Origin of the sequence: Pseudomonas reactans, from assembly GCF_013387025.1 — a bacterium.
Taxonomy (GTDB): domain Bacteria; phylum Pseudomonadota; class Gammaproteobacteria; order Pseudomonadales; family Pseudomonadaceae; genus Aquipseudomonas; species Aquipseudomonas reactans.
Map to the genome: position 1 here is coordinate 102,674 of NZ_JACAQP010000021.1, position 23,238 is coordinate 125,911.

The 23,238-nt window shown below is 58.9% G+C and carries 23 protein-coding genes; 8 read left to right on the forward strand and 15 right to left on the reverse strand.

Annotation, left to right across the window (positions count from 1 at the left end; genetic code table 11):
• Positions 1-5: 5 nt before the first annotated feature.
• The 3 genes from HX793_RS21110 to HX793_RS21120 all read right to left on the reverse strand — a co-directional run bounded on the left by HX793_RS21110 (position 6) and on the right by HX793_RS21120 (position 3,283).
• Positions 6-761 carry a DeoR/GlpR family transcriptional regulator gene (locus HX793_RS21110; RefSeq protein ID WP_010212755.1) on the reverse strand — a complete coding sequence of 252 codons (756 nt, stop codon included), beginning with the start codon at positions 759-761 and terminating at the stop codon, positions 6-8.
• 83 nt (positions 762-844) lie between these two features.
• The gene (gene glpK, locus HX793_RS21115; protein ID WP_177053273.1) at positions 845-2,350 is read right to left on the reverse strand and encodes a glycerol kinase GlpK; all 1,506 of its coding nucleotides are present in this window, start codon (positions 2,348-2,350) and stop codon (positions 845-847) included.
• Positions 2,351-2,425: 75 nt separating this feature from the next.
• The gene (locus HX793_RS21120) at positions 2,426-3,283 is read right to left on the reverse strand and encodes an MIP/aquaporin family protein (RefSeq protein ID WP_010212751.1); all 858 of its coding nucleotides are present in this window, start codon (positions 3,281-3,283) and stop codon (positions 2,426-2,428) included.
• A gap of 328 nt (positions 3,284-3,611) precedes the next feature.
• On the opposite strand from HX793_RS21120, the gene ybaK reads away from it, so the two are divergent.
• Entirely contained in the window at positions 3,612-4,082 is a 471-nt protein-coding gene (gene ybaK / locus HX793_RS21125; protein ID WP_016977959.1) for a Cys-tRNA(Pro) deacylase, read from the forward strand.
• A gap of 102 nt (positions 4,083-4,184) precedes the next feature.
• On the opposite strand, the gene HX793_RS21130 is transcribed toward ybaK, so the two are convergent.
• Both HX793_RS21130 and argF read right to left on the reverse strand, forming a co-directional pair.
• Entirely contained in the window at positions 4,185-5,231 is a 1,047-nt protein-coding gene (locus HX793_RS21130) for an ABC transporter ATP-binding protein (RefSeq protein WP_177094840.1), read from the reverse strand.
• On the reverse strand, positions 5,228-6,148 hold the full coding sequence (gene argF / locus HX793_RS21135) for an ornithine carbamoyltransferase (protein ID WP_177094838.1): 921 nt from the start codon (positions 6,146-6,148) through the stop codon (positions 5,228-5,230). Before argF ends, HX793_RS21130 begins: the two co-directional genes overlap by 4 nt.
• A 435-nt stretch (positions 6,149-6,583) precedes the next feature.
• Here argF and HX793_RS21140 point away from each other — a divergent pair, with 435 nt between their 5' ends.
• Together HX793_RS21140 and grxD are read left to right on the forward strand one after the other, a co-directional pair.
• On the forward strand, positions 6,584-8,692 hold the full coding sequence (locus HX793_RS21140) for a molybdopterin oxidoreductase family protein (protein ID WP_177094836.1): 2,109 nt from the start codon (positions 6,584-6,586) through the stop codon (positions 8,690-8,692).
• A 77-nt stretch (positions 8,693-8,769) separates the two neighbouring features.
• Positions 8,770-9,108 carry a Grx4 family monothiol glutaredoxin gene (gene grxD / locus HX793_RS21145; protein WP_095014901.1) on the forward strand — a complete coding sequence of 113 codons (339 nt, stop codon included), beginning with the start codon at positions 8,770-8,772 and terminating at the stop codon, positions 9,106-9,108.
• Positions 9,109-9,177: 69 nt separating this feature from the next.
• Here the strand turns inward: grxD and bfr are convergent, their stop codons facing one another.
• Both bfr and HX793_RS21155 read right to left on the reverse strand, forming a co-directional pair.
• Complete coding sequence (gene bfr / locus HX793_RS21150) at positions 9,178-9,651, reverse strand: bacterioferritin (RefSeq protein ID WP_033896414.1); 474 nt, start codon at positions 9,649-9,651, stop codon at positions 9,178-9,180.
• 200 nt (positions 9,652-9,851) lie between these two features.
• Complete coding sequence (locus HX793_RS21155) at positions 9,852-10,070, reverse strand: bacterioferritin-associated ferredoxin (RefSeq protein ID WP_010564137.1); 219 nt, start codon at positions 10,068-10,070, stop codon at positions 9,852-9,854.
• A gap of 244 nt (positions 10,071-10,314) precedes the next feature.
• Between HX793_RS21155 and HX793_RS21160 the strand changes: the two genes are divergently transcribed.
• Complete coding sequence (locus tag HX793_RS21160; RefSeq protein WP_003172097.1) at positions 10,315-10,917, forward strand: peroxiredoxin; 603 nt, start codon at positions 10,315-10,317, stop codon at positions 10,915-10,917.
• Positions 10,918-10,983: 66 nt separating this feature from the next.
• Here the strand turns inward: HX793_RS21160 and rnt are convergent, their stop codons facing one another.
• The gene (gene rnt, locus HX793_RS21165; RefSeq protein WP_010212742.1) at positions 10,984-11,655 is read right to left on the reverse strand and encodes a ribonuclease T; all 672 of its coding nucleotides are present in this window, start codon (positions 11,653-11,655) and stop codon (positions 10,984-10,986) included.
• On the reverse strand, positions 11,652-12,698 hold the full coding sequence (gene pyrC / locus HX793_RS21170) for a dihydroorotase (protein WP_016977952.1): 1,047 nt from the start codon (positions 12,696-12,698) through the stop codon (positions 11,652-11,654). The genes rnt and pyrC overlap by 4 nt, the downstream gene beginning before the upstream one ends.
• A gap of 156 nt (positions 12,699-12,854) precedes the next feature.
• Between pyrC and HX793_RS21175 the strand changes: the two genes are divergently transcribed.
• The 3 genes from HX793_RS21175 to HX793_RS21185 all read left to right on the forward strand — a co-directional run bounded on the left by HX793_RS21175 (position 12,855) and on the right by HX793_RS21185 (position 16,363).
• Positions 12,855-13,763: a flagellar protein MotY gene (locus tag HX793_RS21175; RefSeq protein WP_177053276.1), complete on the forward strand. Its 909-nt coding sequence runs from the start codon at positions 12,855-12,857 to the stop codon at positions 13,761-13,763.
• A 129-nt stretch (positions 13,764-13,892) separates the two neighbouring features.
• On the forward strand, positions 13,893-15,110 hold the full coding sequence (locus HX793_RS21180) for an argininosuccinate synthase (protein WP_010212738.1): 1,218 nt from the start codon (positions 13,893-13,895) through the stop codon (positions 15,108-15,110).
• Positions 15,111-15,730: 620 nt separating this feature from the next.
• A complete protein-coding gene (locus HX793_RS21185) occupies positions 15,731-16,363 on the forward strand; it encodes a response regulator transcription factor (protein ID WP_028619065.1) in 633 nt (210 codons plus the stop codon).
• Positions 16,364-16,447: 84 nt separating this feature from the next.
• On the opposite strand, the gene HX793_RS21190 is transcribed toward HX793_RS21185, so the two are convergent.
• The 4 genes from HX793_RS21190 to metG form a co-directional block, all read right to left on the reverse strand.
• A complete protein-coding gene (locus HX793_RS21190; RefSeq protein WP_012722492.1) occupies positions 16,448-16,630 on the reverse strand; it encodes a PA3496 family putative envelope integrity protein in 183 nt (60 codons plus the stop codon).
• Between the two features lie 107 nt (positions 16,631-16,737).
• Positions 16,738-17,376: an endonuclease III gene (gene nth, locus HX793_RS21195; protein ID WP_038847851.1), complete on the reverse strand. Its 639-nt coding sequence runs from the start codon at positions 17,374-17,376 to the stop codon at positions 16,738-16,740.
• Between the two features lie 58 nt (positions 17,377-17,434).
• Positions 17,435-18,391 (reverse strand): electron transport complex subunit RsxB, encoded by a 957-nt coding sequence (gene rsxB, locus HX793_RS21200; RefSeq protein ID WP_177053277.1) that lies wholly within the window; start codon positions 18,389-18,391, stop codon positions 17,435-17,437.
• Between the two features lie 112 nt (positions 18,392-18,503).
• The gene (gene metG / locus HX793_RS21205; RefSeq protein WP_016977947.1) at positions 18,504-20,555 is read right to left on the reverse strand and encodes a methionine--tRNA ligase; all 2,052 of its coding nucleotides are present in this window, start codon (positions 20,553-20,555) and stop codon (positions 18,504-18,506) included.
• 172 nt (positions 20,556-20,727) lie between these two features.
• Here metG and apbC point away from each other — a divergent pair, with 172 nt between their 5' ends.
• Complete coding sequence (gene apbC / locus HX793_RS21210; protein WP_177059388.1) at positions 20,728-21,822, forward strand: iron-sulfur cluster carrier protein ApbC; 1,095 nt, start codon at positions 20,728-20,730, stop codon at positions 21,820-21,822.
• Positions 21,823-22,314: 492 nt separating this feature from the next.
• Here the strand turns inward: apbC and fdxA are convergent, their stop codons facing one another.
• Entirely contained in the window at positions 22,315-22,638 is a 324-nt protein-coding gene (fdxA, locus tag HX793_RS21215) for a ferredoxin FdxA (protein ID WP_003208688.1), read from the reverse strand.
• A 142-nt stretch (positions 22,639-22,780) separates the two neighbouring features.
• Positions 22,781-23,238: MutS-related protein (locus HX793_RS21220; protein WP_438810857.1), on the reverse strand; the 458-nt coding region annotated here is incomplete at its 5' end.

Below are 23,238 nucleotides of genomic sequence, written 5' to 3' on the forward strand. Positions count from 1 at the left end.
GAGCCTCAGACGACTTCCAACCGGACCTTATGCTGGTTCAGCAACTGCACCAACGCCGGCACCGGCTGCTGATCGGTCACCAGGCAGTCCACCAAACTGATCGGCCCCAGGCGAATCATGGCATTGCGCCCGAATTTGCTGGAGTCCGCTGCCAGGATCACCTGGCGTGCATTGGCGATGATCGCCTGCGAAACCCGTACTTCCTGGTAGTCGAAATCCAACAGACTGCCGTCCTCATCGATACCACTGATACCCACAAGGGCAAAGTCGACCTTGAACTGGTTGATGAAGTCGACACTCGCCTGACCCACCACGCCACCGTCACGCCGAACGTTACCGCCGGTCAACAACACGTCGAAGTCGTCCTTGGCACTGAGCATGGTGGCGACGTTGAGGTTGTTGGTGATGATTTTCAGGTGATTGTGGTTGAGCAACGCACGGGCGATGGACTCGGTGGTGGTGCCGATATTGATGAACAGCGAGGCGTGATCGGGGATCTGCGCGGCGATGGCTTCGCCAATGCGCTGTTTCTCGTCGCGCATCTGGTCGGCGCGCATGGCGTAGGCGGTGTTCTCGACACTGGAGTCATAGGCCGCGCCGCCGTGGTAGCGGCGCAGCAGATTGGCGTCCGCCAGTTGGTTGATATCGCGGCGGATGGTTTGCGGGGTGACAACGAATAGCTGCGCCATTTCCTCGATGCTGACGTAGCCGCGTTCGCGGACCAGCTCGAGGATTTGTTGTTGGCGGGGAGGCAGATTCATGGGGCGTCCTTTGGGCTGCCATACAAAAGTGGCCCATGATGACGCAGGAATTCGCTCCCTGCCAGTTACAACCGGACGTTGGCTTATTCAGCGCCTTCGTGAGGCTCCCAGTCACGGGTGCGGCTGACCGCTTTTTGCCAGCCGGCGTAGAGCTTCTCTTTGGCCGCTTCGTCCAACTGCGGTTCGAATTCGCGCTCGATCACTGCCTTGCCGCGCAACTCTTCCAGGCTGCCCCAGAAGCCGCACGCCAGGCCGGCCAGGTAGGCCGCGCCGAGTGCAGTGGTCTCGCGCATTTGCGGGCGCTCAACCTGGGTGCCGAGGATGTCGGCCTGGAATTGCATCAGGAAGTTGTTGGCCACGGCGCCACCGTCCACACGCAGGGCTTTGAGGCGTTCGCCGGAGTCCTGTTGCATGGCGTCGAGCACGTCGCGGGTCTGGTAGGCAATCGACTCCAGGGCTGCACGAATAATGTGATCCACGCGTACGCCACGGGTCAGGCCGAACAGCGCGCCACGGGCGTACGGGTCCCAGTACGGAGCGCCCAGGCCGGTGAAGGCCGGCACCAGGTACACGCCGTTGCTGTCCTTGACCTTGCCGGCGAAGTATTCAGTGTCGTGGGCGTCGTTGATGATCTTCAGTTCATCACGCAGCCATTGCACGGTGGAGCCGCCGTTGAACACCGCACCTTCCAGGGCGTAGGCGACTTCGCCACGTGGGCCGCAAGCGATGGTGGTGAGCATGCCGTGCTTGGATTTCACCGCTTTGTCGCCGGTGTTCATCAACAGGAAGCAGCCGGTGCCGTAGGTGTTCTTGGCCTGACCGGCTTCGACGCACATCTGGCCGAACAGGGCGGCTTGTTGGTCGCCGGCGATACCGCCGATGGCGATGCCGCTCTTGGTGCGGCCGTAGATTTCGGACGAGGACTTAACTTCCGGCAGCATCTCGCGTGGGATGTCGAGGATCTCCAGCATCTTCGCATCCCACTCCAGGGTGTGGATGTTGAAGAGCAGGGTGCGCGAGGCGTTGGTGTAGTCGGTGACGTGGGTCTTGCCACCGGTAAATTTCCAGATCAGCCAGCTGTCGACGGTGCCGAACAGCAGTTCGCCATTGCGCGCACGCTCGCGGCTGCCTTCGACATTGTCGAGTATCCACTTGAGCTTGGTGCCGGAGAAGTACGGGTCGGTGACCAGGCCAGTGGTGTCACTGATGTACTGCTCGTGGCCGTCGCGCTTGAGCTGCTGGCAGATCTCGGTGCTGCGGCGGCACTGCCAGACGATCGCGTTGTAGATCGGGCGGCCAGTGACCTTGTCCCACACCACGGTGGTTTCACGCTGGTTGGTGATACCGATGGCGGCGACCTGATCATGGTGCAGGCCGGCCTGGGCCAGGGCCTCGACCATCACCGCGCTCTGGGTGGCGAAGATTTCCATCGGGTCATGTTCGACCCAGCCCGCTTGCGGGTAGTGCTGGGCGAATTCGCGCTGGGCGGTGCAGACCACGTTGGCGTCACGATCGAAGATGATCGCCCGGGAACTGGTGGTGCCTTGGTCAAGGGCAATGATGTAGTTCTTATTCTGAATATCGGTCATGTCGAATGCCTTGGAAAATAAGAAAATCGGTAATCAGCCTGGGCTACAAAAGGGCAGGTGCCCAGGCTGGCGCTATCAGGAAATACGGGTCTTGCCGTTGACAGCCGTGTCAGGTGTTTCTTCATCTATAGCAGGTGCGGCGCTCGGCAGATGGCGGGCAATCAGCCCGCGATAGGCAGCAGCACCGAGGCAGGCGCCGACGATCGGCGCGAAAATCGGCACCAGGAAGTAAGGAATATCGCGACCACCGGTAAAGGCCATTTCACCCCAGCCCGCGAAAAAGGTCATCAGCTTGGGCCCGAAATCCCGCGCCGGGTTCATCGCAAAGCCGGTCAACGGGCCCATGGCGCTGCCAATCACCGCGATCAGCAGGCCGATCAGCAGCGGGGCCAGCGGGCCGCGTGGCAAGCCGTTGTTGTCATCGGTGAGGGCCATGATCACGCCCATCAGGATTGCTGTAATGACCATTTCCACCAGGAACGCCTGGGCGGTGCTCAGCAGCGCATGGGGGTAGGTGGAGAACACCGACGCCAATTCCAGGCTGGCCTGGGAGCCGCGTACCATGTGGTGGGTTTGTTCGTAATCGAAAAACAGGTTGCTGTAGAGCGTGTACACCAAGGCCGCCGAGCAAAAGGCGCCGGCGATCTGGGCGAGGATATAGAAGGGCAGTTTGCGCTTGTCGAAGTCAGCGAAAATACACAGGGCAATACTGACGGCGGGGTTGAGGTGGGCCCCGGAAATGCCGGCGCTCAGGTAGATCGCCATGCTGACGCCGACCCCCCAGATGATACTGATCTCCCACAAGCCAAAGCTGGCTCCCGCGACCTTGAGCGCAGCGACGCATCCTGTACCGAAGAAGATCAGAAGCGCAGTCCCCAGGAATTCGGCCATGCATTGGCTCGAAAGTGAAGGCTGTTGAAGAGCAGTTGTCATGGAAAACCTCAGTTGTTGTTCTTGTCTGGCGCACAACCTCAACGGATTGTTGCGCGATTTTCACCGTGGCAAGGATCCCCATCCCGGTCGCGGCTTACTGCTTCAATACTGTGGAGCTATTCCTACAGTATTCGGAAACGAAAAAATATAGACAAGAATGACGGCTGTCAAAGGTCGAAAGTGAACCGTCAGTCACTTTCAAACTATTGGTCTGGTGAATGATCACGCTTGTCACATTGTGCGCGTACCTTAAGAGTGGGCGGCCTAGAGCGTTTTGTGTGGGCTTGGCCTAGAATTGGCCATCTGTTTGCCACGCCTCGGAGCCGCCATGACGCCCGCATTGGACCTGTTGAAAAAAGTTCGCGCCGAACATCGTATCCACAGTTATGAACACGACCCCAAGGCGGCGTCCTATGGGCTGGAGGCCGCGGAAAAATTGGGCCTCGACCCGGCGCAGGTGTTCAAGACCTTGTTGGCTAGCAGCGAGAAGGGCGAATTGTTGGTGGCGGTGGTGCCGGTCGTCGGAAGTCTGGACCTGAAGGCTCTCGCTCACGCGGCAGGCGTCAAGAAAGTCGAAATGGCCGACCCGGCGGCGGCGCAGCGTTCAACCGGTTACCTGCTGGGCGGCATCAGCCCGTTGGGGCAAAAGAAACGTCTGCGCACGTTTATCGATGCAACGGCGCAACCCTTTGCAACGATTTTTGTAAGTGCGGGGAGAAGGGGCTTGGAAGTTGAATTGCCGGCGGCGGTGCTGGCTGAACATACCCAGGCCAAATTCGCAGAAATTGGCCGGGTATAACGATCACTGTAGGAGCGAGCTTGCTCGCGAAAATCGCGAATGATAACGCGGGCTTCCTGAATGAGCCTGTTGCTCTCAGGTTTTTCGCGAGCAAGCTCGCTCCTACAGGGCCTGGAACAACACCAGGTGTTCGGCCGCCACACGGATCCCCACATCCGCGCCGACCTGATGGTCGGCATGGCTCGGGAAAATCGACTCCAATTGCGCGCCGGTCGGCAGTTGCAGGCGGTACAAGGTCGATGCGCCGAGAAAGGTCTTGCCGACGATCCGCGCTTTCAACGCGCTGTCCGGGGCGTAGACGATGTCGTCCGGGCGCAGCAGCACATCCACCGCACCACCGGTAGGCCAGGTGTAGGCGCGGTTGCCGCGCAATTCACCCAGTTCGGTGCTGACCGATTCCGGCGAACTCAATTGGCCACGGATGAAGTAACCCTGGCCGATAAAGCTGGCGACATAAGGCGTCTGCGGTTCGTGATAGAGGTTGTAGGGTGTATCCCACTGCTCCAGACGACCCTCCTTGAAAACCCCGACCTGGTCGCTGACGGCAAAGGCTTCTTCCTGGTCATGGGTCACCAGGATCGCACTGGTGCCGCGTGCCTTGAGGATGTCGCGGACCTCATGGCTGAGCTTGCGGCGCAACTCGCCGTCCAGGTTGGAGAAGGGTTCATCCAGCAGCAACAGGGCCGGTTCCGGCGCCAAAGCGCGGGCGAGGGCGACGCGTTGTTGCTGGCCGCCGGAAAGTTCGTGGGGAAAGCGCTTGCCGAGGTCCTTCAAGTTGACCAGTTCCAGCAACTCAGCCACCACGCGGTCTTTCTGCGGATGCTTGCGAATGCCGAAGGCAATGTTGTCGGCCACGCTGAGGTGCGGAAACAGTGCGTAGTCCTGGAACACCATGCCGATACGACGTTTCTCCGGTGCCAGTGTGAAACCGGCACTGGAGATCACTTCGCCCGCCAGGCTGATCTCGCCATCGTGCACCGGCTCAAACCCGGCAATCGCACGTAGCGTGGTGGTCTTGCCGCAACCCGAAGAGCCGAGCAGGCAACCGATGTCGCCGGCATTGAGGTGCAGGTTGAGGTTCTGCACCACCCGTTGATCTTGATAGCCGCATGCCAGATTGCGCAGGTTCAGCAGTAATGGCTGGCTCATGCGTGGTGGTACGACGGCGGAACGAGGAATTCAAGCAGGGCCTTTTGCGCATGCAGGCGGTTTTCGGCCTGCTCCCAGGCGACCGAGCGTGGGTCGTCGAGCAGGTCGGTGCTGATCTCTTCGCCACGGTGGGCCGGCAGGCAATGCATGAACAGCACGTCGGGCGCAGCCAGGTCGAGCAGGGCGCGGGTCACCTGATACGGGGCGAACAGGGCCAGGCGTTTGGCGGTTTCCTCTTCCTGGCCCATGGAGGTCCAGACGTCGGTGCTCACAAGGTGTGCGCCGATCACCGCGTCACGCGGGTCGCGGACCAGGGTCACGCGGTCGCCGGCCTGGGCCAGGAAACGCGCGTCAGGCTCGTAGCCTTCCGGGCAGGCAACGCGCAGTTGGAAGTCGAACTGGATCGCCGCTTCTATATAGCTGTTGCACATGTTGTTGCCGTCGCCGATCCAGGCCACGGTCTTGCCCTGGATCGAGCCACGGTGCTCAAGGAAGGTTTGCATGTCGGCCAGCAACTGGCACGGGTGCAGGTCGTCGGTCAGGCCGTTGATCACCGGTACGCGGGAGTGGGCGGCAAATTCGGTCACGGTGCTATGGGCAAAGGTACGGATCATCACGGCGTCGAGCATGCTCGACATCACCTTTGCACTGTCGGCGATCGGCTCGCCACGGCCCAGTTGGGTGTCACGCGAGGACAAGAAGATGGCTTGGCCACCCAGTTGGATCATGCCGGCTTCGAATGACACGCGGGTGCGGGTCGACGACTTCTCGAAGATCATGCCGAGCACGCGGTTTTTCAAAGGCTCGAACAGTACGCCGCGGTTACGCAGGTCTTTAAGCTCAATGCCTCGACGGATCACGCTGACCAGCTCTTCGGGCGTGCAATCCATCAGGGAGAGAAAGTGCCTTGCGCTCATCATTAACTACCTTTTTGCAACAGACCGCAGATACTCAAAGCCTTGTTTATTGTGACAACGGGCGAGACCTGCGGCGAAAGCCGCACGGGGCGACGAAATAGGGGAAGGCGCGATCTTATAATTAAATGTCGCGTCTTACCAATAGGGCTACGGTTTTTAAGGGTGTTCAAGAAGGGCGCCGGGGCGCTTTTGAAGACAATTTCCAGACAGCAGCGAGCCATTTGTACACTGGCGCCGAGACCTTTTGCAACGTGCGGGGGCGGGCGCAGGCCAGGCTGCGTCGGTTTCAGAGGCGGTATGCCGGGTTTTGAAACATTTGCTCACGCTTGCCCATGGCCAGGCCTGATGCGGGGCGATTCACGGGACGAACGTTGGTGGCGCCTGTCTCGGTCGCGGCCCATAGTGGGATCAAAGCCCCTATAAAAGAGACTGGCCATGACCAAGACTCTCCACCACCGTGCCTGTCACCTGTGTGAAGCCATTTGTGGCCTGACCCTGGAAACCACTCAAGCGGACGACGGCAGCCTGGCGATCACCTCGATCAAGGGCGATGCGCTGGATACGTTCAGCCGTGGGCATATCTGCCCCAAAGCCGTCGCGTTGCAGGATATCCAGAACGATCCCGACCGCTTGCACCAACCCATGTTGCGGGTCGGCAGCGAATGGCAGCCGATTGCGTGGGAAGACGCCTTCGCGCTTGTAGCCGAGCGGTTGTCAGGCATCCAGGCGCAGCATGGGCAGAATGCGGTGGCGGTGTACCAGGGCAACCCCAGCGTGCACAACTATGGGTTGATGACCCACAGCAACTACTTCCTGGGCCTGTTGAAGACGCGCAATCGGTTTTCCGCGACGTCGGTGGACCAGTTGCCCCATCACCTCACCAGTTACCTCATGTACGGCCACGGCCTGTTGCTGCCGATCCCGGACATCGATCACACCGACTTCATGCTGATCCTGGGGGGCAATCCTCTCGCGTCCAACGGCAGCATCATGACCGTGCCCGACGTGGAGAAGCGCCTCAAGGCGATCCAGGCGCGGGGCGGCAAAGTGGTGGTGGTCGACCCTAGGCGCAGCGAAACGGCGGCGATGGCTGACCAGCATCTGTTCGTGCGCCCCGGTGGGGATGCGGCGTTGTTGTTCGGGGTGCTCAACACCTTGTTCAGCGAGAACCTGACCCGCGACAGCCATTTGCCGATTGAAGGCCTTGAGGACGTACGGCGCGCTATCGCTGGGTTTACCGCCGAGGCCATGAGCCGCCAATGTGCGGTGCCTGCCGAGCAGATCCGCCAGTTGGCACGGGACTTTGCTGCAGCCGACAAGGCCGTTTGCTACGGGCGCATGGGTGTGTCGACGCAGGCGTTTGGCACGCTCTGTCATTGGCTGGTGCAGTTGATCAACCTGGTGACCGACAACCTGGACCGCGTCGGTGGCGCGCTATGTACCACGCCGGCGGTGGACCTGGTGGCGTCGACTGGTGGCGGGCATTTCAATCGCTGGCAGAGTCGGGTGTCCGGGCGTCCGGAGTACGGTGGGGAATTGCCTGTGTCGGCGTTGGCTGAGGAAATGCTGACCGAGGGCGAAGGACAAATCCGTGCATTGGTGACGGTGGCGGGTAATCCGGTGTTGTCGACGCCGAACGGCCGGCAGTTGGAACAGGCCCTCGAGGGCCTGGAGTTCATGGTCAGTATCGACCTCTATATCAACGAAACCACGCGCTATGCCGACCTGATCCTGCCGTCTACGTCGGCGCTGGAAAACGATCATTACGACACCACCTTCAATATGTTTGCGGTGCGTAACGTCACCCGCTTCAATCGGGCGATCTTGCCCAAGCCGGAAGGCGCGTTGCATGACTGGGAGATTTTCGTCGGCCTGGCCAAAGCCTTCGCAGCCCAGAACGGTGTCGCGCTCAAGCCGACGATGCCTCCGGCGCACATGATTGATTTCGGTTTGCGTGCGGGCGTCTACGGTGATGCATCCAGCCACAAGTTGTCCGTGGCCATGCTGGCGGATCATCCCCACGGCGTCGACCTTGGTCCGCTGCACCCCAACCTTGCAGCGCGTTTGAAAACCGCTGATGGCAAGGTGCACGCAGCGCCGCCGGTGATCCTCGCCGACCTGGCGCGCTTTGCCGCGCAACCGGTGCCTGTGGCCGACGAACTGCTGTTGATCGGCCGCCGCCATGTGCGCAGTAATAACTCTTGGATGCATAACTATCACCGGCTGGTGAAGGGTAAGCCGCGCCATCAATTGCTGATGCATCCGGACGATCTGGCCAGCCGGCAATTGAGCGATGGCCAGCGGGTGCGGGTCAGTTCGCGCATCGGCATGATCGAGGTGGAAGTGCTGGCCAGCCTCGACATGATGCCCGGCGTGGTCAGCCTGCCCCATGGTTGGGGTCATGGGCGCCCAGGCGTGCAGATGACGATCGCCAGCGGGCAGCCAGGGGCGAGCGCCAACGATCTGACCGACGAACGGCAACTGGACGAGCTGTCGGGCAATGCAGCGCTCAATGGCGTGCCGGTGCTGGTAGCAGCCGCCTGAGCACCAGGCTGGAATTTTGCGTTACAATGCGCCACCGTGCCGACCTGTGAGTCGCAAAGTTCCAGCCGAGGTGTTCCATGGATATCATCGAAACGATCAAAGAGCAGATTGCCAACAACACCATTCTGCTTTACATGAAGGGCGCGCCAAACGCTCCTCAGTGCGGTTTCTCCGCGAAGGCGTCCCAGGCCATCATGGCGTGTGGCGAGAAATTCGCTTACGTGGATATCCTGCAAAACCCTGAAATCCGCGCCAACCTGCCGAAGTACGCCAACTGGCCGACCTTCCCACAACTGTGGGTTGCCGGTGAGCTGGTCGGCGGTAGCGACATCATCACTGAAATGGCCGCAGACGGTTCGTTGCAGTCGTTGATCAAAGATGCAGCGGCAAAAGCGGCAGCCAAGACTGAAGCTTGATCCGGACGCAATAAAAAGCCCCGCTTCTCGTGAGAGAGCGGGGCTTTTTTGTACCTGCGAGCTAGGGGCTTATTCTTCGCCCATCTGCGATTGCAGGTAGTTTTCCAGGCTGACTTTGTCGATCAGGCCCAGTTGAGTTTCCAGCCAGTCGATGTGTTCTTCCTGGTCTTCGAGGATGTCTTCCAGCAGTTCGCGGCTGCCGAAGTCGCCCTTGGTTTCGCAATGAGCGATGGCGGCCTTGAGGTCGCTGTGGCTCTTGTGTTCGAACTTCAGGTCGCTGCTGATCATTTCCTGGGTGTGCTCGCCGATGTTCAGCTTGCCCAGGTCCTGCACGTTCGGCAGGCCTTCCAGGAACAGGATGCGCTTGATCAGCTTGTCCGCATCTTTCATGGCCTTGATGGATTCTTTGTATTCACGCTTGCCCAGCTTTTCCAGGCCCCAATCGTCATACATGCGCGCATGCAGAAAGTACTGATTGATCGCGACCAGTTCATTGGCAAGGATTTTATTGAGTTGCTGGATGACTGAGATGTCGCCTTTCATGACTGGGGTCCTGCCCTGTAATAGCTGTGTATAAGTCGGAGTTTGAGCGGCGAAATCCCTAGTGTCAAACCTAAGTTATTGAATAATAAATGAAAATTAATCGGAATAAGAATGTTTGTGTTCCGCGTCTTAGCGCTAACTTATTGAATTGCGGGCATAAAAAAACCGGACACTAAGTCCGGTTCTTTAAAACACGCCAATCAGGCGTGTGTAAATTCTGCTGAATAGGGGAGCGCGGCCTGGGCTGTCTGCAGCTGCGTCAGGGTTTCCCGAACCACTTGCTTGGCGAGGCAAGCACATTTACCGCACTGGCTGGCAACGCCGGTGGTTTCACGCACTTCCTTGTAGCTGCAGCAACCTTCATAGATTGCTTCGCGGATTTGTCCGTCGGTGACGCCAGTACAGAGGCACACATACATAAGGGAGAACCGTCGCGGGTTTAAGGCTTAAGTGCGATGGATCTTAATGTTAACGAGAATGATTGTCAAAGTAGATTCATAGGGTATTTGCTGGCATCGCGCCCGCACTGACGAACGGTTTTTTCAGTGTATGATGGTCGGTCTTCACGAAGCGTGACTGCGTCACAGGGCTGTCGCTTGAATGCGGCAGACTCGGGGCCGGTCCTTTTACTTCAATCGTCACCCTCACATCAGGAGATACCCAATGAGCGTACTCGTCGGCAAACAAGCCCCGGATTTCGACGTCCCAGCCGTCCTCGGCAATGGCGAAATCGTAGACAGCTTCAAACTGTCTGAAGCCATCAAAGGCAAATACGGCCTGGTGTTCTTCTACCCGCTGGACTTCACCTTCGTCTGCCCTTCGGAGCTGATCGCTCTGGACCACCGCATGGACGATTTCAAGGCGCGCAACGTTGAAGTGGTAGCCGTTTCCATCGACTCCCATTTCACCCACAACGCCTGGCGCAACACCGCCATCAATGATGGCGGCATCGGCAAAGTCAAATACACCATGGCTGCCGACATGAAGCACGACATCGCCAAGGCCTACGACGTTGAGTCCGAAGGCGGCGTGGCGTTCCGTGGCGCGTTCCTGATCGACGACAAGGGTGTTGTTCGCTCCCAGATCATCAACGACCTGCCACTGGGTCGTAACATGGAAGAGCTGATCCGCCTGGTCGACGCCCTGCAATTCCACGAAGAGCACGGCGAAGTTTGCCCTGCCAACTGGAAAAAAGGCGACAAAGGCATGAACGCTTCGCCAGAAGGCGTTGCGGCTTACCTGACCGAGAACGCTGGCAAGCTGTAAGCCAGGCTCGAGGTACAAAAAAACCGGCCTGAGAAGGCCGGTTTTTTTATGGGCGGGATAATCACCTCAATCGTTGAAGTCTTCCCAGCCGCCCATGTCTTTCCAGCGGTTGACGATGCCGCAGAACAGCTCGGCGGTCTTCTCGGTGTCGTAGCGAGCCGAGTGGGCCTCACGCCCGTCAAAGTCGATACCGGCTGCCTGGCAGGCTTTCGCCAACACGGTCTGGCCATAAGCCAAGCCGGCGAGGGTGGCCGTGTCGAAGCTGGAGAACGGGTGGAACGGGTTGCGCTTCATGTCCAACCGCGCCACGGCGGCGTTCAGGAAGCCCAGGTCGAAGCTGCTGTTGTGGCCGACCAGGATCGCGCGTTTGCAGCCATTGGCCTTCAACGCCTTGCGCACGCCACGGAAGATATCGGTGAGCGCCGCTTCTTCACTTACCGCCATGCGCAGTGGGTGATCGAGCTTGATGCCCGTGAATTCCAAAGCGGCGGCTTCGATATTCGCGCCTTCAAACGGCTCGACACGGAAGAAGTGGGTGTGTTCCGGGAACACAAAACCCTGCTCATCCATACCAATCGTCGTTGCGGCAATTTCCAGCAACGCGTCGGTGGCGCAATTGAAACCACCGGTTTCTACGTCGATGACAACCGGCAGATAGCCGCGGAACCGCTCGGCCATCGGGTGACGGGAGCCGCCGCCACTGTGCTCGTGTTCGTCGTCGTAATGGTCTTCACTCACTTGCTTTCCTCCAGCAGGCGCCAGCGCAGTGTTTCACCGGCGCGCAGCGGGATAACAGTCAGCTCGCCAAACGGCAGGCTGGCAGGGGCGGTCCAGTCTTCACGGACCAGGGTGATGCGGTCGGTATTCGCCGGCAGGCCGTAGAAACGCGGGCCGTTGAGGCTGGCGAAACCTTCGAGCTTGTCCAGGGCGTTGCGTTGTTCGAACGCTTCGGCATACAACTCGATCGCTGCATAGGCGGTGTAGCAACCGGCACAGCCGCACGCCGCTTCTTTGGCGTGCTGGGCGTGAGGCGCGGAGTCGGTGCCGAGGAAGAACTTAGGATTGCCGCTGGTCGCTGCATCCAGCAAGGCCACCTGGTGGGTGTTGCGCTTGAGGATCGGCAGGCAATAGAAGTGCGGCCGAATCCCGCCCACCAGCATATGGTTGCGGTTGTACAGCAGGTGATGCGCAGTGATGGTTGCGCCAACGTTGGCCGAGGCCTCGCTGACGAACTGCACGGCATCGGCGGTGGTGATGTGCTCGAACACCACCTTGAGGGTCGGGAACAGCTCGACCACTCGGCGCATATGTTCGTCGATGAAGATCTTCTCGCGATCGAACACGTCCACGTCGCCACGGGTGACTTCACCGTGGATCAACAGTGGCATGCCGACTTCGGCCATGGCTTCGATGGCCGGCAGGATCTTGTCGATACTGGTCACGCCGGAATCGGAGTTGGTGGTCGCGCCGGCCGGGTACAGCTTGGCCGCGTGCACAAAGCCGCTGGCCTTGGCTTCACGAATCTCGAAGGGCTGGGTACGGTCGGTGAGGTACAGCACCATCAACGGTTCGAAGCGGCTGCCGGCTGGTCGCGCAGCGAGGATACGCTGGCGATAGGCATCGGCTTGCTCGGCATTACGCACCGGAGGTACCAGGTTAGGCATGATGATGGCGCGGCCAAACGTGCGCGCGACATCGGCCACGGTGTGGGGTAACGCAGCACCATCGCGAAGATGAATATGCCAGTCGTCGGGACGCAGCAGGGTCAGGCGGTCGGACATTGGGGATTCCAGGCGGGTCAATCTGGTGGGAATGCTACCGGAAAAGACTCTGTCAGGCACTCGCTATCAAGTTTTGCAGGATGCAACCGATAGCCTTGGGTATGCCTTATCGATGTATGACGCTTTGAAGTGTTGTAGAAACCAGTGGAGCCGCCCGTGCGCCAGCAATATCTAGCCCTGCTCAGTGTGTTCGCCAGCCTGCCTGCGATGGCCCTCACGTTCCAGACACGTCTGGAGAATATTGAGTGGAAGGTGGAAGGCGACCAGTTCGAGTGCCGCCTGACCCAGCCGATCACCGATTTCGGTTCGGGTGAGTTCGTGCGCCGGGCCGGCGAGCAGGCGACATTTCGTCTGAAAGCCTACAACGGCTCGCTGGGAGCCGGTTCGGCCACGTTGCTGGCCGCCGCAGCGCCGTGGCAGCCGGGGCGAGGTGATATCAACCTCGGTGCCGTGCGTGCTGGCAGTGGCGATGTGTTGTTCAACAGCTCCCAGGCCCAGGCCGGGCGTCTGTTCAATGGCTTGCTGGAAGGGCGCAGCCCGACCGTGCGGCACTATGGGCGTGAAGGTGGCTATTCGGAGATCCGCCTGCTGCCGGTCAAATTCAACAAGGCTTACAACGATTACCAACTGTGCACCGCCAAGCTATTGCCGATGAATTACGACCAGGTCAAACAGACCGAAGTCGGTTTCCCCGGTGGCGGAATCGAGCTGGATGCGGCCGCCAAGAAGAAACTCGACGTGATTCTCGCGTTCATGAAGGCCGACCCGACCGTCAACCATATCGAATTGAATGGCCATTCGGACAACAGCGGTAATCGTCTGACCAATCGAGACGTCTCGCGCCGTCGTGGCCTGGCGGTCATGGACTACTTCAAGGCCAACGGGATCCAGGAGTCGCAGATCACCCTGCGCTTCCATGGCGAAAGCTATCCACTGGCGCCCAACACCAATGCGGCCAACCGGGCACGCAACCGTCGCGTGAATATCCAGCTTGAACGCGTGGCCGCCCCCGAGAAACCGGCGCCTCAGGCCACTGGTCCAAGCAACCCCGCACACACGTCCTAAGGTGCGACCATCGGTCGCCCGTTCGACATAATCTGTCGCTTTATCTTCATTTGCTGTCGCGCCCCTGTAAATTCGCGGTTTTGGTCGGTAGAATCGACGGCTTTCCGTACAACCCCGTGGAGTGATGGCATGGCCGACGTAAACAAGGTCGTTCTCGCGTATTCCGGCGGCCTGGACACTTCGGTGATCCTCAAGTGGCTGCAGGATACTTATAACTGTGAAGTGGTGACCTTCACCGCTGACCTGGGTCAGGGCGAAGAGGTCGAACCTGCACGTGCCAAGGCGCAAGCCATGGGCGTGAAAGAGATCTACATTGACGACCTGCGCGAAGAGTTCGTCCGCGATTTCGTTTTCCCGATGTTTCGCGCCAACACCGTCTACGAAGGCGAGTACCTGCTGGGTACCTCCATCGCACGTCCGCTGATCGCCAAACGCCTGATCGAAATCGCCAACGAAACCGGCGCCGACGCCATTTCCCATGGCGCTACCGGCAAGGGCAACGACCAGGTGCGTTTCGAGCTGGGTGCCTACGCCCTCAAGCCTGGCGTGAAAGTGATTGCCCCTTGGCGTGAATGGGACCTGCTGTCCCGTGAAAAGCTGATGGATTACGCTGAAAAGCACGCGATCCCGATCGAGCGTCACGGCAAGAAAAAGTCCCCGTACTCGATGGACGCCAACCTGCTGCACATCTCCTATGAAGGCGGCGTGCTGGAAGACACCTGGACCGAGCACGAAGAAGACATGTGGAAGTGGACCGTCTCCCCGGAGAACGCTCCCGACAAGCCGCAGTACCTGGAACTGACCTACCGCAACGGCGACATCGTCGCGCTGGACGGCGTCGAAATGACCCCGGCCACCGTGCTGGCGACCCTGAACCGTATCGGTGGTGAACACGGTATCGGCCGTCTCGACATCGTTGAGAACCGTTATGTGGGCATGAAGTCCCGCGGCTGCTACGAAACCCCAGGCGGCACCATCATGCTGCGTGCCCACCGTGCCATCGAGTCCATCACTCTGGACCGCGAAGTGGCTCACCTCAAAGACGAGTTGATGCCCAAGTACGCCAGCCTGATCTACACCGGCTACTGGTGGAGCCCTGAGCGTCTGATGCTGCAACAGATGATCGACGCTTCCCAGGTTCACGTGAACGGCGTTGTGCGCCTGAAGCTGTACAAAGGCAACGTGATCGTGACCGGTCGCAAGTCCGATGAGTCGCTGTTCGATGCCAACATCGCCACCTTCGAAGAAGACGGCGGTGCTTACAACCAGGCAGACGCGGCAGGCTTTATCAAGTTGAACGCATTGCGCATGCGTATTGCAGCCAACAAAGGCCGCTCGCTGTTCTAAGCCTCAGCGCGGTATGAAGAATGGCCCCTTGTTCAAGGGGCCATTTTTTTGCCTGTGATTTTGTAGAGATGTTTATGTTTATACCGATTAAACGTCTGTGGATTTTTTCCTCAAAATCGTTATCAGAGATGGGTTTTAGTGAGTTGTTGTTGAAAGTTTGTAGGGGGAATGAATTTTTTACATCTGTGTAGGAACTAGTCTTACAGATAATTCACTCATGTAAGTGCGGCAAAGATGCAAAGCACCGAATGGTCTGTAGGAATTAAGGATGCAAGCGAATATGTTGAATGGAACCAAAGCAGACGGATCGTTCTGGCCATTTTCTCCTGCAACAGGCGAGAGGCAAGGGGCATTTCCTGAAAGTCATGTGCGGCACGTTTACCCAACCCCCTATAAGTCAGGGATGTTTGACTCAAAGTATGTAAGTTCCCGGAAAGGTCTGAAAGGCTCCATAAAACCAGATGCCTCAGAGACGGCGTTTTTTTGTAGGGGAATTCCTTTATCGCTGTGGGGTGGGTCTCTGCTTGCTGTTGCTTGGGGGGGAACGCTATGCCAACTAGGAAACGACTAGGCTATTGTACTTGCTCTAAATAATTCGAACAGCGAAATTGGACTTTCTCATGAATAAAGTGCTGATCGTGGATGATCATCCCGTCATTCGTCTTGCTGTGCGTATGCTAATGGAGCGTCATGGTTATGAGGTCGTTGCTGAGACCGATAACGGTGTCGATGCATTGCAACTTGCACGGGAGCATATGCCGGACATTGTCATACTGGATATTGGAATTCCCAAACTTGATGGCCTGGAAGTTATTTGCCGGTTGTCTTCCACCAAGCAGGCTGTGCCATTCAAAGTACTGGTCCTCACATCTCAGGCCCCTGGTCATTTTTCCATGCGTTGCATGCAGGCTGGGGCCGCCGGCTACGTGTGCAAGCAGCAGGACCTCACCGAATTGCTGAGTGCTATCAAGGCGGTCCTGTCGGGCTACAGCTACTTCCCCAACCAGGCGCTCAATTCGGTGCGCTCCACCATGGGCAATGCCAGCGAGGCCGATATGGTCGAGCGTCTGTCCGGGCGGGAAATGATGGTGTTGCAGCAGTTGGCGCGAGGCAGGACCAACAAGGAGATTGCCGACGGCATGTTCCTCAGCAACAAGACCGTCAGTACCTACAAGACGCGTTTGCTGCTCAAGCTCAATGCGCGCTCGTTGGTGGACCTGATAGAACTGGCCCAGCGTAACGGTTTGGTATAGAGGAGGACGTAGCACAGCGTACAGCCCGGTTGCCCGGCAGAAAAAAGCCTCCGTGAAGGAGGCTTCCGGCTGTCGATCGCTCGATCAGAGATCGAAGTCGTAATCGGCCAGTTGTTTTTGCAAGCGTCGTTCTTCCAGAAGATTGTCGATAGTGCGGCGTTTGCTCAAATTGGTCTTGGCGACCTCTGCTACAGGTGTCTCTGCCCCATCGTCGTCCGACTCAACGAGGTCGTCTTCCACTTCCAGTTGCTCTTTGCCAGTGCTCATAAGGTTCACTCCGGGCTAAGACTGCCGTTGGCGCTCCTTATAACGATAATCCATGATCCGGTAAAAAAGATTTTTTCAATCGACTGATCGAGAAAAACAATGATCCGTCAATCGTCGGACGTCTTGTCCTTGTATTCGCACAGATCTTCGATGCGACAGCTGCCGCAGCGTGGCTTGCGGGCCTGGCAAACGTAGCGTCCGTGAAGGATCAACCAGTGGTGGGAATCCAGCAGATAGGGCTTGGGAACGAACTTCATCAACTGCTTTTCTACCTCCACTACGTTCTTGCCACGGGCAATGCCGGTTCGGTTGCTGACCCGGAAGATGTGGGTGTCCACAGCCATGGTCAGTTGCCGGAACGCGGTGTTGAGCACCACGTTGGCAGTTTTTCGGCCGACGCCTGGCAGCGCTTCCAAGGCTTCGCGGGTTTGGGGCACTTCACTGCCGTGCAGTTCCACCAGCAGGCGGCAGGTTTCGATGACGTTCTTGGCCTTGCTGTTGTACAGGCCGATGGTCTTGATGTATTCCGACAACCCCTCCACACCCAAGGCATAGATCGCCTCTGGCGTATTCGCCACGGGGTACAGCTTTGCCGTGGCCTTGTTCACGCCGACGTCGGTGGATTGGGCCGACAGGATCACCGCAATCAGCAACTCGAACGGCGTGGTGTAGGCCAGCTCGGTTTTGGGTTCTGGATTGTCTTCGTGGAGCCTGCGGAAAATTTCCAGGCGTTTTGCGGCGTTCATGGGGTGGGGTGTCCCTGGCAGTCGGTCGGCGGGATTGTAGCAATACAGGTTTTGCGGGTCAGGTGTTGCCGTGGGCATCCACTTGGCGCTGCGCCTCGTCGAGGTTGTGCTGCGCCTCGGCCAGTTGCTGCGGGTTGGCGTTAAAGTCCTGGGCTTTCTTCAACGCTGCGCGGCACATCGCTAGCTGGATTTTGGCGCGTTTCAGGTCGGCAGTATTACCGGTTGTAGCCATTGCCTTCGGTGCGGTGCCCAACTCCAGCGTCGTCAGAGCTTGTTCTGCCGCTTCGAACTGCTGTTGCAAGACGATCAACTGTGACTGCTGTTCAAAGGTTGGCGGGTGACCGAAGGCCTTCAAGGATTTATGCAGTTGGGCGCGACTCATGGCGACCGTGATTTTGGCTTTCTTGATCGCGGTGTCCTGTGCTGTATCGGCTTGCACAGGTAAAACCGGCACTGAGCGTTTGGCCCGAGCCAGACGTTCAGCGATTTTTTGCGCGTCCTCCCGTTGCAGCCGCGCGTTGCGTTGCTCATACCGCCGTCTCGCCCGGTCGCGCTTGAGGCTGCGCTCATGGCGTTGCTGATCATTGGTGGCCAGGCCGCCGACAATTGGCAACACAGCCGCTGCCGGGCGCATCTCAATGCAGTCAACGGGGCAGGGCGCGACGCAGAGGTCGCAACCGGTGCACTCGTCGACGATGACCGTGTGCATCAACTTGGCTGCGCCGACAATGGCATCCACCGGGCAGGCCTGGATGCACTTGGTACACCCGATGCACTCGGCTTCGCGGATGTAGGCGATCTGGGCCGGCGCTTTCCCTCGGGTGATATCCAGTTCCAGCACCGGCACGCGCAACAATTGTGCAAGACCTGCAATGGTTTCCTGTCCACCGGGCGGGCACTTGTTGATCGCTTCGCCTTGAGCAATACCCTCAGCGTAAGGCTTACAGCCTGGGTGCCCGCATTTGCCGCATTGGGTCTGCGGCAGCAGCGCGTCGATACGTTGAATGAGGTTCATGGGATGATCATGGACATGCCGGTTAACAAACAGAGCCTGATTATCCGGCAAGCGAAAAGAGGGGACTAGCTGAAAAGCCCGGCCGCCGAAACGACAGGGCTTTCTCACAGGCTTACTTGATGCGTTGACCCGGCTTGGCACCGCTGTCAGGGCTGAGCAGGTAGATCTCCTCCCCACCAGGGCCGGCCGCCATCACCATGCCTTCGGAAACGCCGAACTTCATCTTCCGCGGCTTGAGGTTGGCGATCATCATGGTCAGGCGACCATCGAGCTTGGACGGGTCTGGATAAGCGCTCTTGATGCCGGAGAACACGTTACGTTGCTCGCCGCCGAGGTCCAGGGTCAGGCGCAGCAGTTTGTCGGCACCTTCCACAGCTTCGGCCTTGACGATCAGCGCGACACGCAGGTCTACGGCAGCGAAAGCGTCAAAGTCGATTTGCGCAGAGATCGGGTCTTTGGCCAACTCACCATTGCCTGCGGGGGCGGCTGAACCGGTATCGGTCTGGCTGGCGACCAGGTCTTCTTTCGAAGCGTCGGTCATGGCCTGGACTTTCACCGGGTCGATACGGGTCATCAGTGGCTTGAACTCGTTCAACTGATGGTTGCTGAGCAAGGTGGCGTGATCGTTCCAGGTCAGCGGCGCCACATTGAGGAATGCTTCGGCGTCGGCAGCCAGCAGCGGCAGCACCGGCTTGAGGAAGATCACCAGTTGGCGGAACAGGTTGACGCCTGTGGCGCAGATCGCCTGGACCTCCGCCTGCTTGCCTTCCTGTTTGTTCAGCGACCACGGTGCCTTGTCGGCGATCCAGGCGTTGGCACGGTCGGCCAGGCCCATGATCTCGCGCATGGCGCGAGCAAAATCGCGGGCTTCATAGGCATCGGCGATGCTTGGCGCAGCGGCCAGAAAGGCGTCGGTCAGTTCCGGAGCGGCGTTCTCTGCCACCAGCAGGCCGGCGTTGCCCTTGTGGATAAACCCGGCGCAACGGCTGGCAATGTTGACGACCTTGCCGACCAGGTCCGAGTTGACCTTCTGTACGAAGTCTTCCAGGTTCAGGTCCAGGTCATCGACGCCACGGCCCAGTTTGGAGGCGTAGTAGTAGCGCAGGTATTCCGGCGACAAGTGGTCCAGGTAGGTGCGCGCCTTGATAAAGGTGCCACGGGACTTGGACATCTTCTGGCCGTTGACCGTCAGGTAGCCGTGCACCGCGATGGCGGTCGGCTTGCGATAGCCCGAACCTTCAAGCATTGCCGGCCAGAACAGCGCGTGGAAGTTGACGATGTCCTTGCCGATGAAGTGGTACAGCTCGGCAGTGGAATCCTTGTTCCAGAACGCGTCGAAGTCCAGACCCGGCGTGCGGTCGCACAGGTTCTTGAAGCTGGCCATGTAGCCGATCGGCGCGTCCAGCCACACGTAGAAGTACTTGCCCGGCTCGCCCGGGATTTCGAAGCCGAAGTACGGCGCATCGCGGGAGATGTCCCACTGCTGCAGGCCGCTGTCGAGCCATTCGGAGAGTTTGTTGGCCACAGCGTCCTGCAGGGTGCCGCTGCGGGTCCAGGTTTGCAGCATCTGCTGGAAATCCGGGAGCTTGAAGAAGAAGTGCTGGGAATCCTTGAGCACCGGGGTGGCGCCAGAGATCGCCGACTTAGGGTTCTTCAATTCAGTCGGCGCGTAGGTCGCGCCGCATTTCTCGCAGTTGTCGCCGTATTGGTCTTCGGTGCCGCATTTCGGGCAGGTGCCCTTGATGAAGCGGTCGGCCAGGAACATTTTCTTTTCCGGGTCGAAATACTGGGTCACCGAACGCTGGTCGATATGCCCGGCTTCTTTCAAGCGCAGGTAGATCTGGCTCGACAGCTCACGGTTTTCTTCGGAGTGGGTCGAGTGGAAGTTATCGAAGTCCACCAGGAACTCGGCAAAGTCGGCGCTGTGTTCAGCCTGCACGTTGGCGATCAGTTGTTCCGGGGTGATCCCTTCCTTTTCGGCGCGCAACATGATGGCCGAACCGTGGGCGTCGTCCGCGCAGACATAGATGCATTGATTGCCGCGATGCTTCTGGAAGCGCACCCACATATCGGTCTGGATGTACTCAAGCATATGGCCAAGATGGATGGAACCATTGGCATAGGGCAGGGCGCTGGTGACGAGGATCTTGCGTGGCTCGGACATGGGGCTCGGCTACTTGATGAAACGGAGGTCGGCCACTATAAAGCGCCGGGAAATATATTTCACCCCGTGGCGCTGTTTCAGAATCTTCCGAACCTGTGAAAGCATGCCGTTACGCCGCTGGAACGGTTAGGATAGCCGCCTGTTTCAGTCAGTCTTTTTTCGGGAGTAGCCCATGAGCGCCGTCAATCGCGCAGCGGTGGAAGCCGTGCTTCGCCAGTACACCGACCCTTATTTGAACCAGGACCCGGTCAGTGCCGGCTGTGTGCGTGCCATCGACGTCCAGGGCGACCAGGTGTCGGTCCAGTTGGAACTGGGTTACGCCGCCGGCCTGTTCAAGAGCGGTTGGGCGCAGATGTTGCAAATGGCCATCGAGGGCTTGGACGGCGTGCGTTCGGCCAAGGTCGACATCCAGTGCGTGATCGCCGCGCACAAGGCCCAGGCGCAAATCCCAGGGCTGGCCAACGTCAAGAACGTGGTGGCTGTGGCCTCCGGCAAGGGCGGCGTGGGAAAATCCACCACGGCGGCCAACCTGGCCCTGGCCTTGGCTCGCGAAGGCGCACGCGTTGGCATCCTTGATGCGGATATCTACGGCCCGAGCCAAGGCGTGATGTTTGGCATTGCCGAAGGCACGCGGCCGAAGGTCAAGGACCAGAAGTGGTTCGTGCCGATCGAGTCCCTGGGCGTGGAAGTGATGTCGATGGCCTTCCTTACCGATGACAACACGCCGATGGTCTGGCGCGGGCCGATGGTCTCCGGCGCCTTGCTGCAACTGGTCACCCAGACCGCCTGGGGCGACCTGGACTACCTGGTGATCGACATGCCCCCAGGCACCGGTGATATCCAGTTGACCCTGGCGCAGAAAGTCCCGGTGGCTGGCTCGGTGATCGTCACCACGCCCCAGGACCTGGCATTGCTCGACGCGAGAAAAGGCGTGGAGATGTTCCGCAAGGTCAATATCCCGGTGCTGGGCGTGGTGGAGAACATGGCGGTGCACATTTGCTCCAACTGCGGCCACGCCGAGCACCTGTTCGGCGAAGGCGGTGGCGAGAAGCTGGCCACCCAGTACGGGGTGGAACTGCTGGCTTCATTGCCACTGTCGATGGTGATTCGTGAACAGGCTGACGGTGGCAAGCCGACTGTTGCGGCGGACCCTGGTGGCCAGATCGCCATGGTCTATCAGGAACTGGCCCGACATGTGGGCGCGCGTATCGTGCTGCAGGAAGCTGCTGCGCCGGCGATGCCGACCATCACCGTCAGCGACGACTGAGGGCATTGAAGGGAAAAAGCCTCGACGGTGTCGGGGCTTTTTCATGTCTGGACGGTGGTCAAGGCGGGTTTATTTCTCATTTACGCAATTGGTCGTGTAAGCATTTGCTTACTTTTTCGTAAGTGTTTGGTTTTTTTGCCCGCCAAGTACGTCCCAGTTCGTCGAGAGTTTTTTCTATCTTATTGAAAAATAACAATTAATTATTGTCTGCTGAGCATGAAAGCCTGTCAGTCGCAGAAATGGATCCCGTTGAACTTCCTTTGGGACTCTCTAACATTAGCCCTGTGTCCACGGATTGACACAGCCATCAAGGAGCGATGGTTTAGGGAACGTCGCAGGATGCGATTCATCAGGATGATGAAAAGGAATACAGGGACTAGGGAAAAAATGTGGGCGGGTCATACCGCCCCTTTTTTTTGCGTGTAGAAAAGTGAAACCCGCCCTCCAGAAACGCAAAAAGGCCCGCAAGGGGCCTTTTGGGAGGCGAGGCTATCAGCGCTCGAGGTCTGCAATCTTACCTTTTTTGCCATCCCACTCCGCTGCATCCGGCATCGGGTCTTTGCGTTCGGTGATATTCGGCCAGATTTCCGCCAACTCGACGTTCAACTGAATGAATTCCTGCATCTCTGCCGGGACTTCGTCCTCGGAGAAAATAGCGACGGCCGGGCATTCAGGTTCACACAGGGCGCAATCAATGCACTCGTCCGGGTGGATGACCAGGAAGTTCGGGCCTTCGTAGAAGCAGTCCACCGGACATACTTCCACGCAGTCGGTGTACTTGCACTTGATGCAGTTGTCGGTAACGACGAAGGTCATTTCTAATTCTCTCCTCAGGCGGCGGCAGCGAAACCCTTTGTGGCAGGGCTCGCGAGGTTCGGGAGCGATAGTCTGCAGGCCAGGCTAATAGCCTGCAGCATCCCAAACCGCGCGAGAGTCTACCAGCTTGCTGGCATCAGCGTTATATCCGAGTCTTCAGTGCATATAACATTTCGAGCGCTTTTCGCGGCGTCAAGTCATCCAGATCAAGCTTTGCCAACTCATCCAGCACCGGGTGGGGCAGGCTGGCGAACATGTCGCTCTGATGTGGCGCAGCCGGTTTGCTGGAGGCTTTGGCAGGGCTGGCGACCACGGTTTCATGGGGCAGCGCCGTGGTTTCCAGGCGGCTGAGGTGTTCGCGGGCGCGGGTGATTACGTCATTCGGCACGCCCGCCAGTTGGGCCACGGCCAGGCCGTAACTCTGGCTGGCCGGCCCCGGCAGCACGTGGTGCAGGAACACGATGCGCTCGTTGTGCTCAGTAGCGTTCAGGTGCACGTTGGCCACCAGTGGCTCGCTTTCCGGCAGCACGGTCAGCTCGAAGTAGTGCGTGGCAAACAGCGTGTAAGCACGCAAGTGCGCTAGGGATGGTCTGAAGTAGC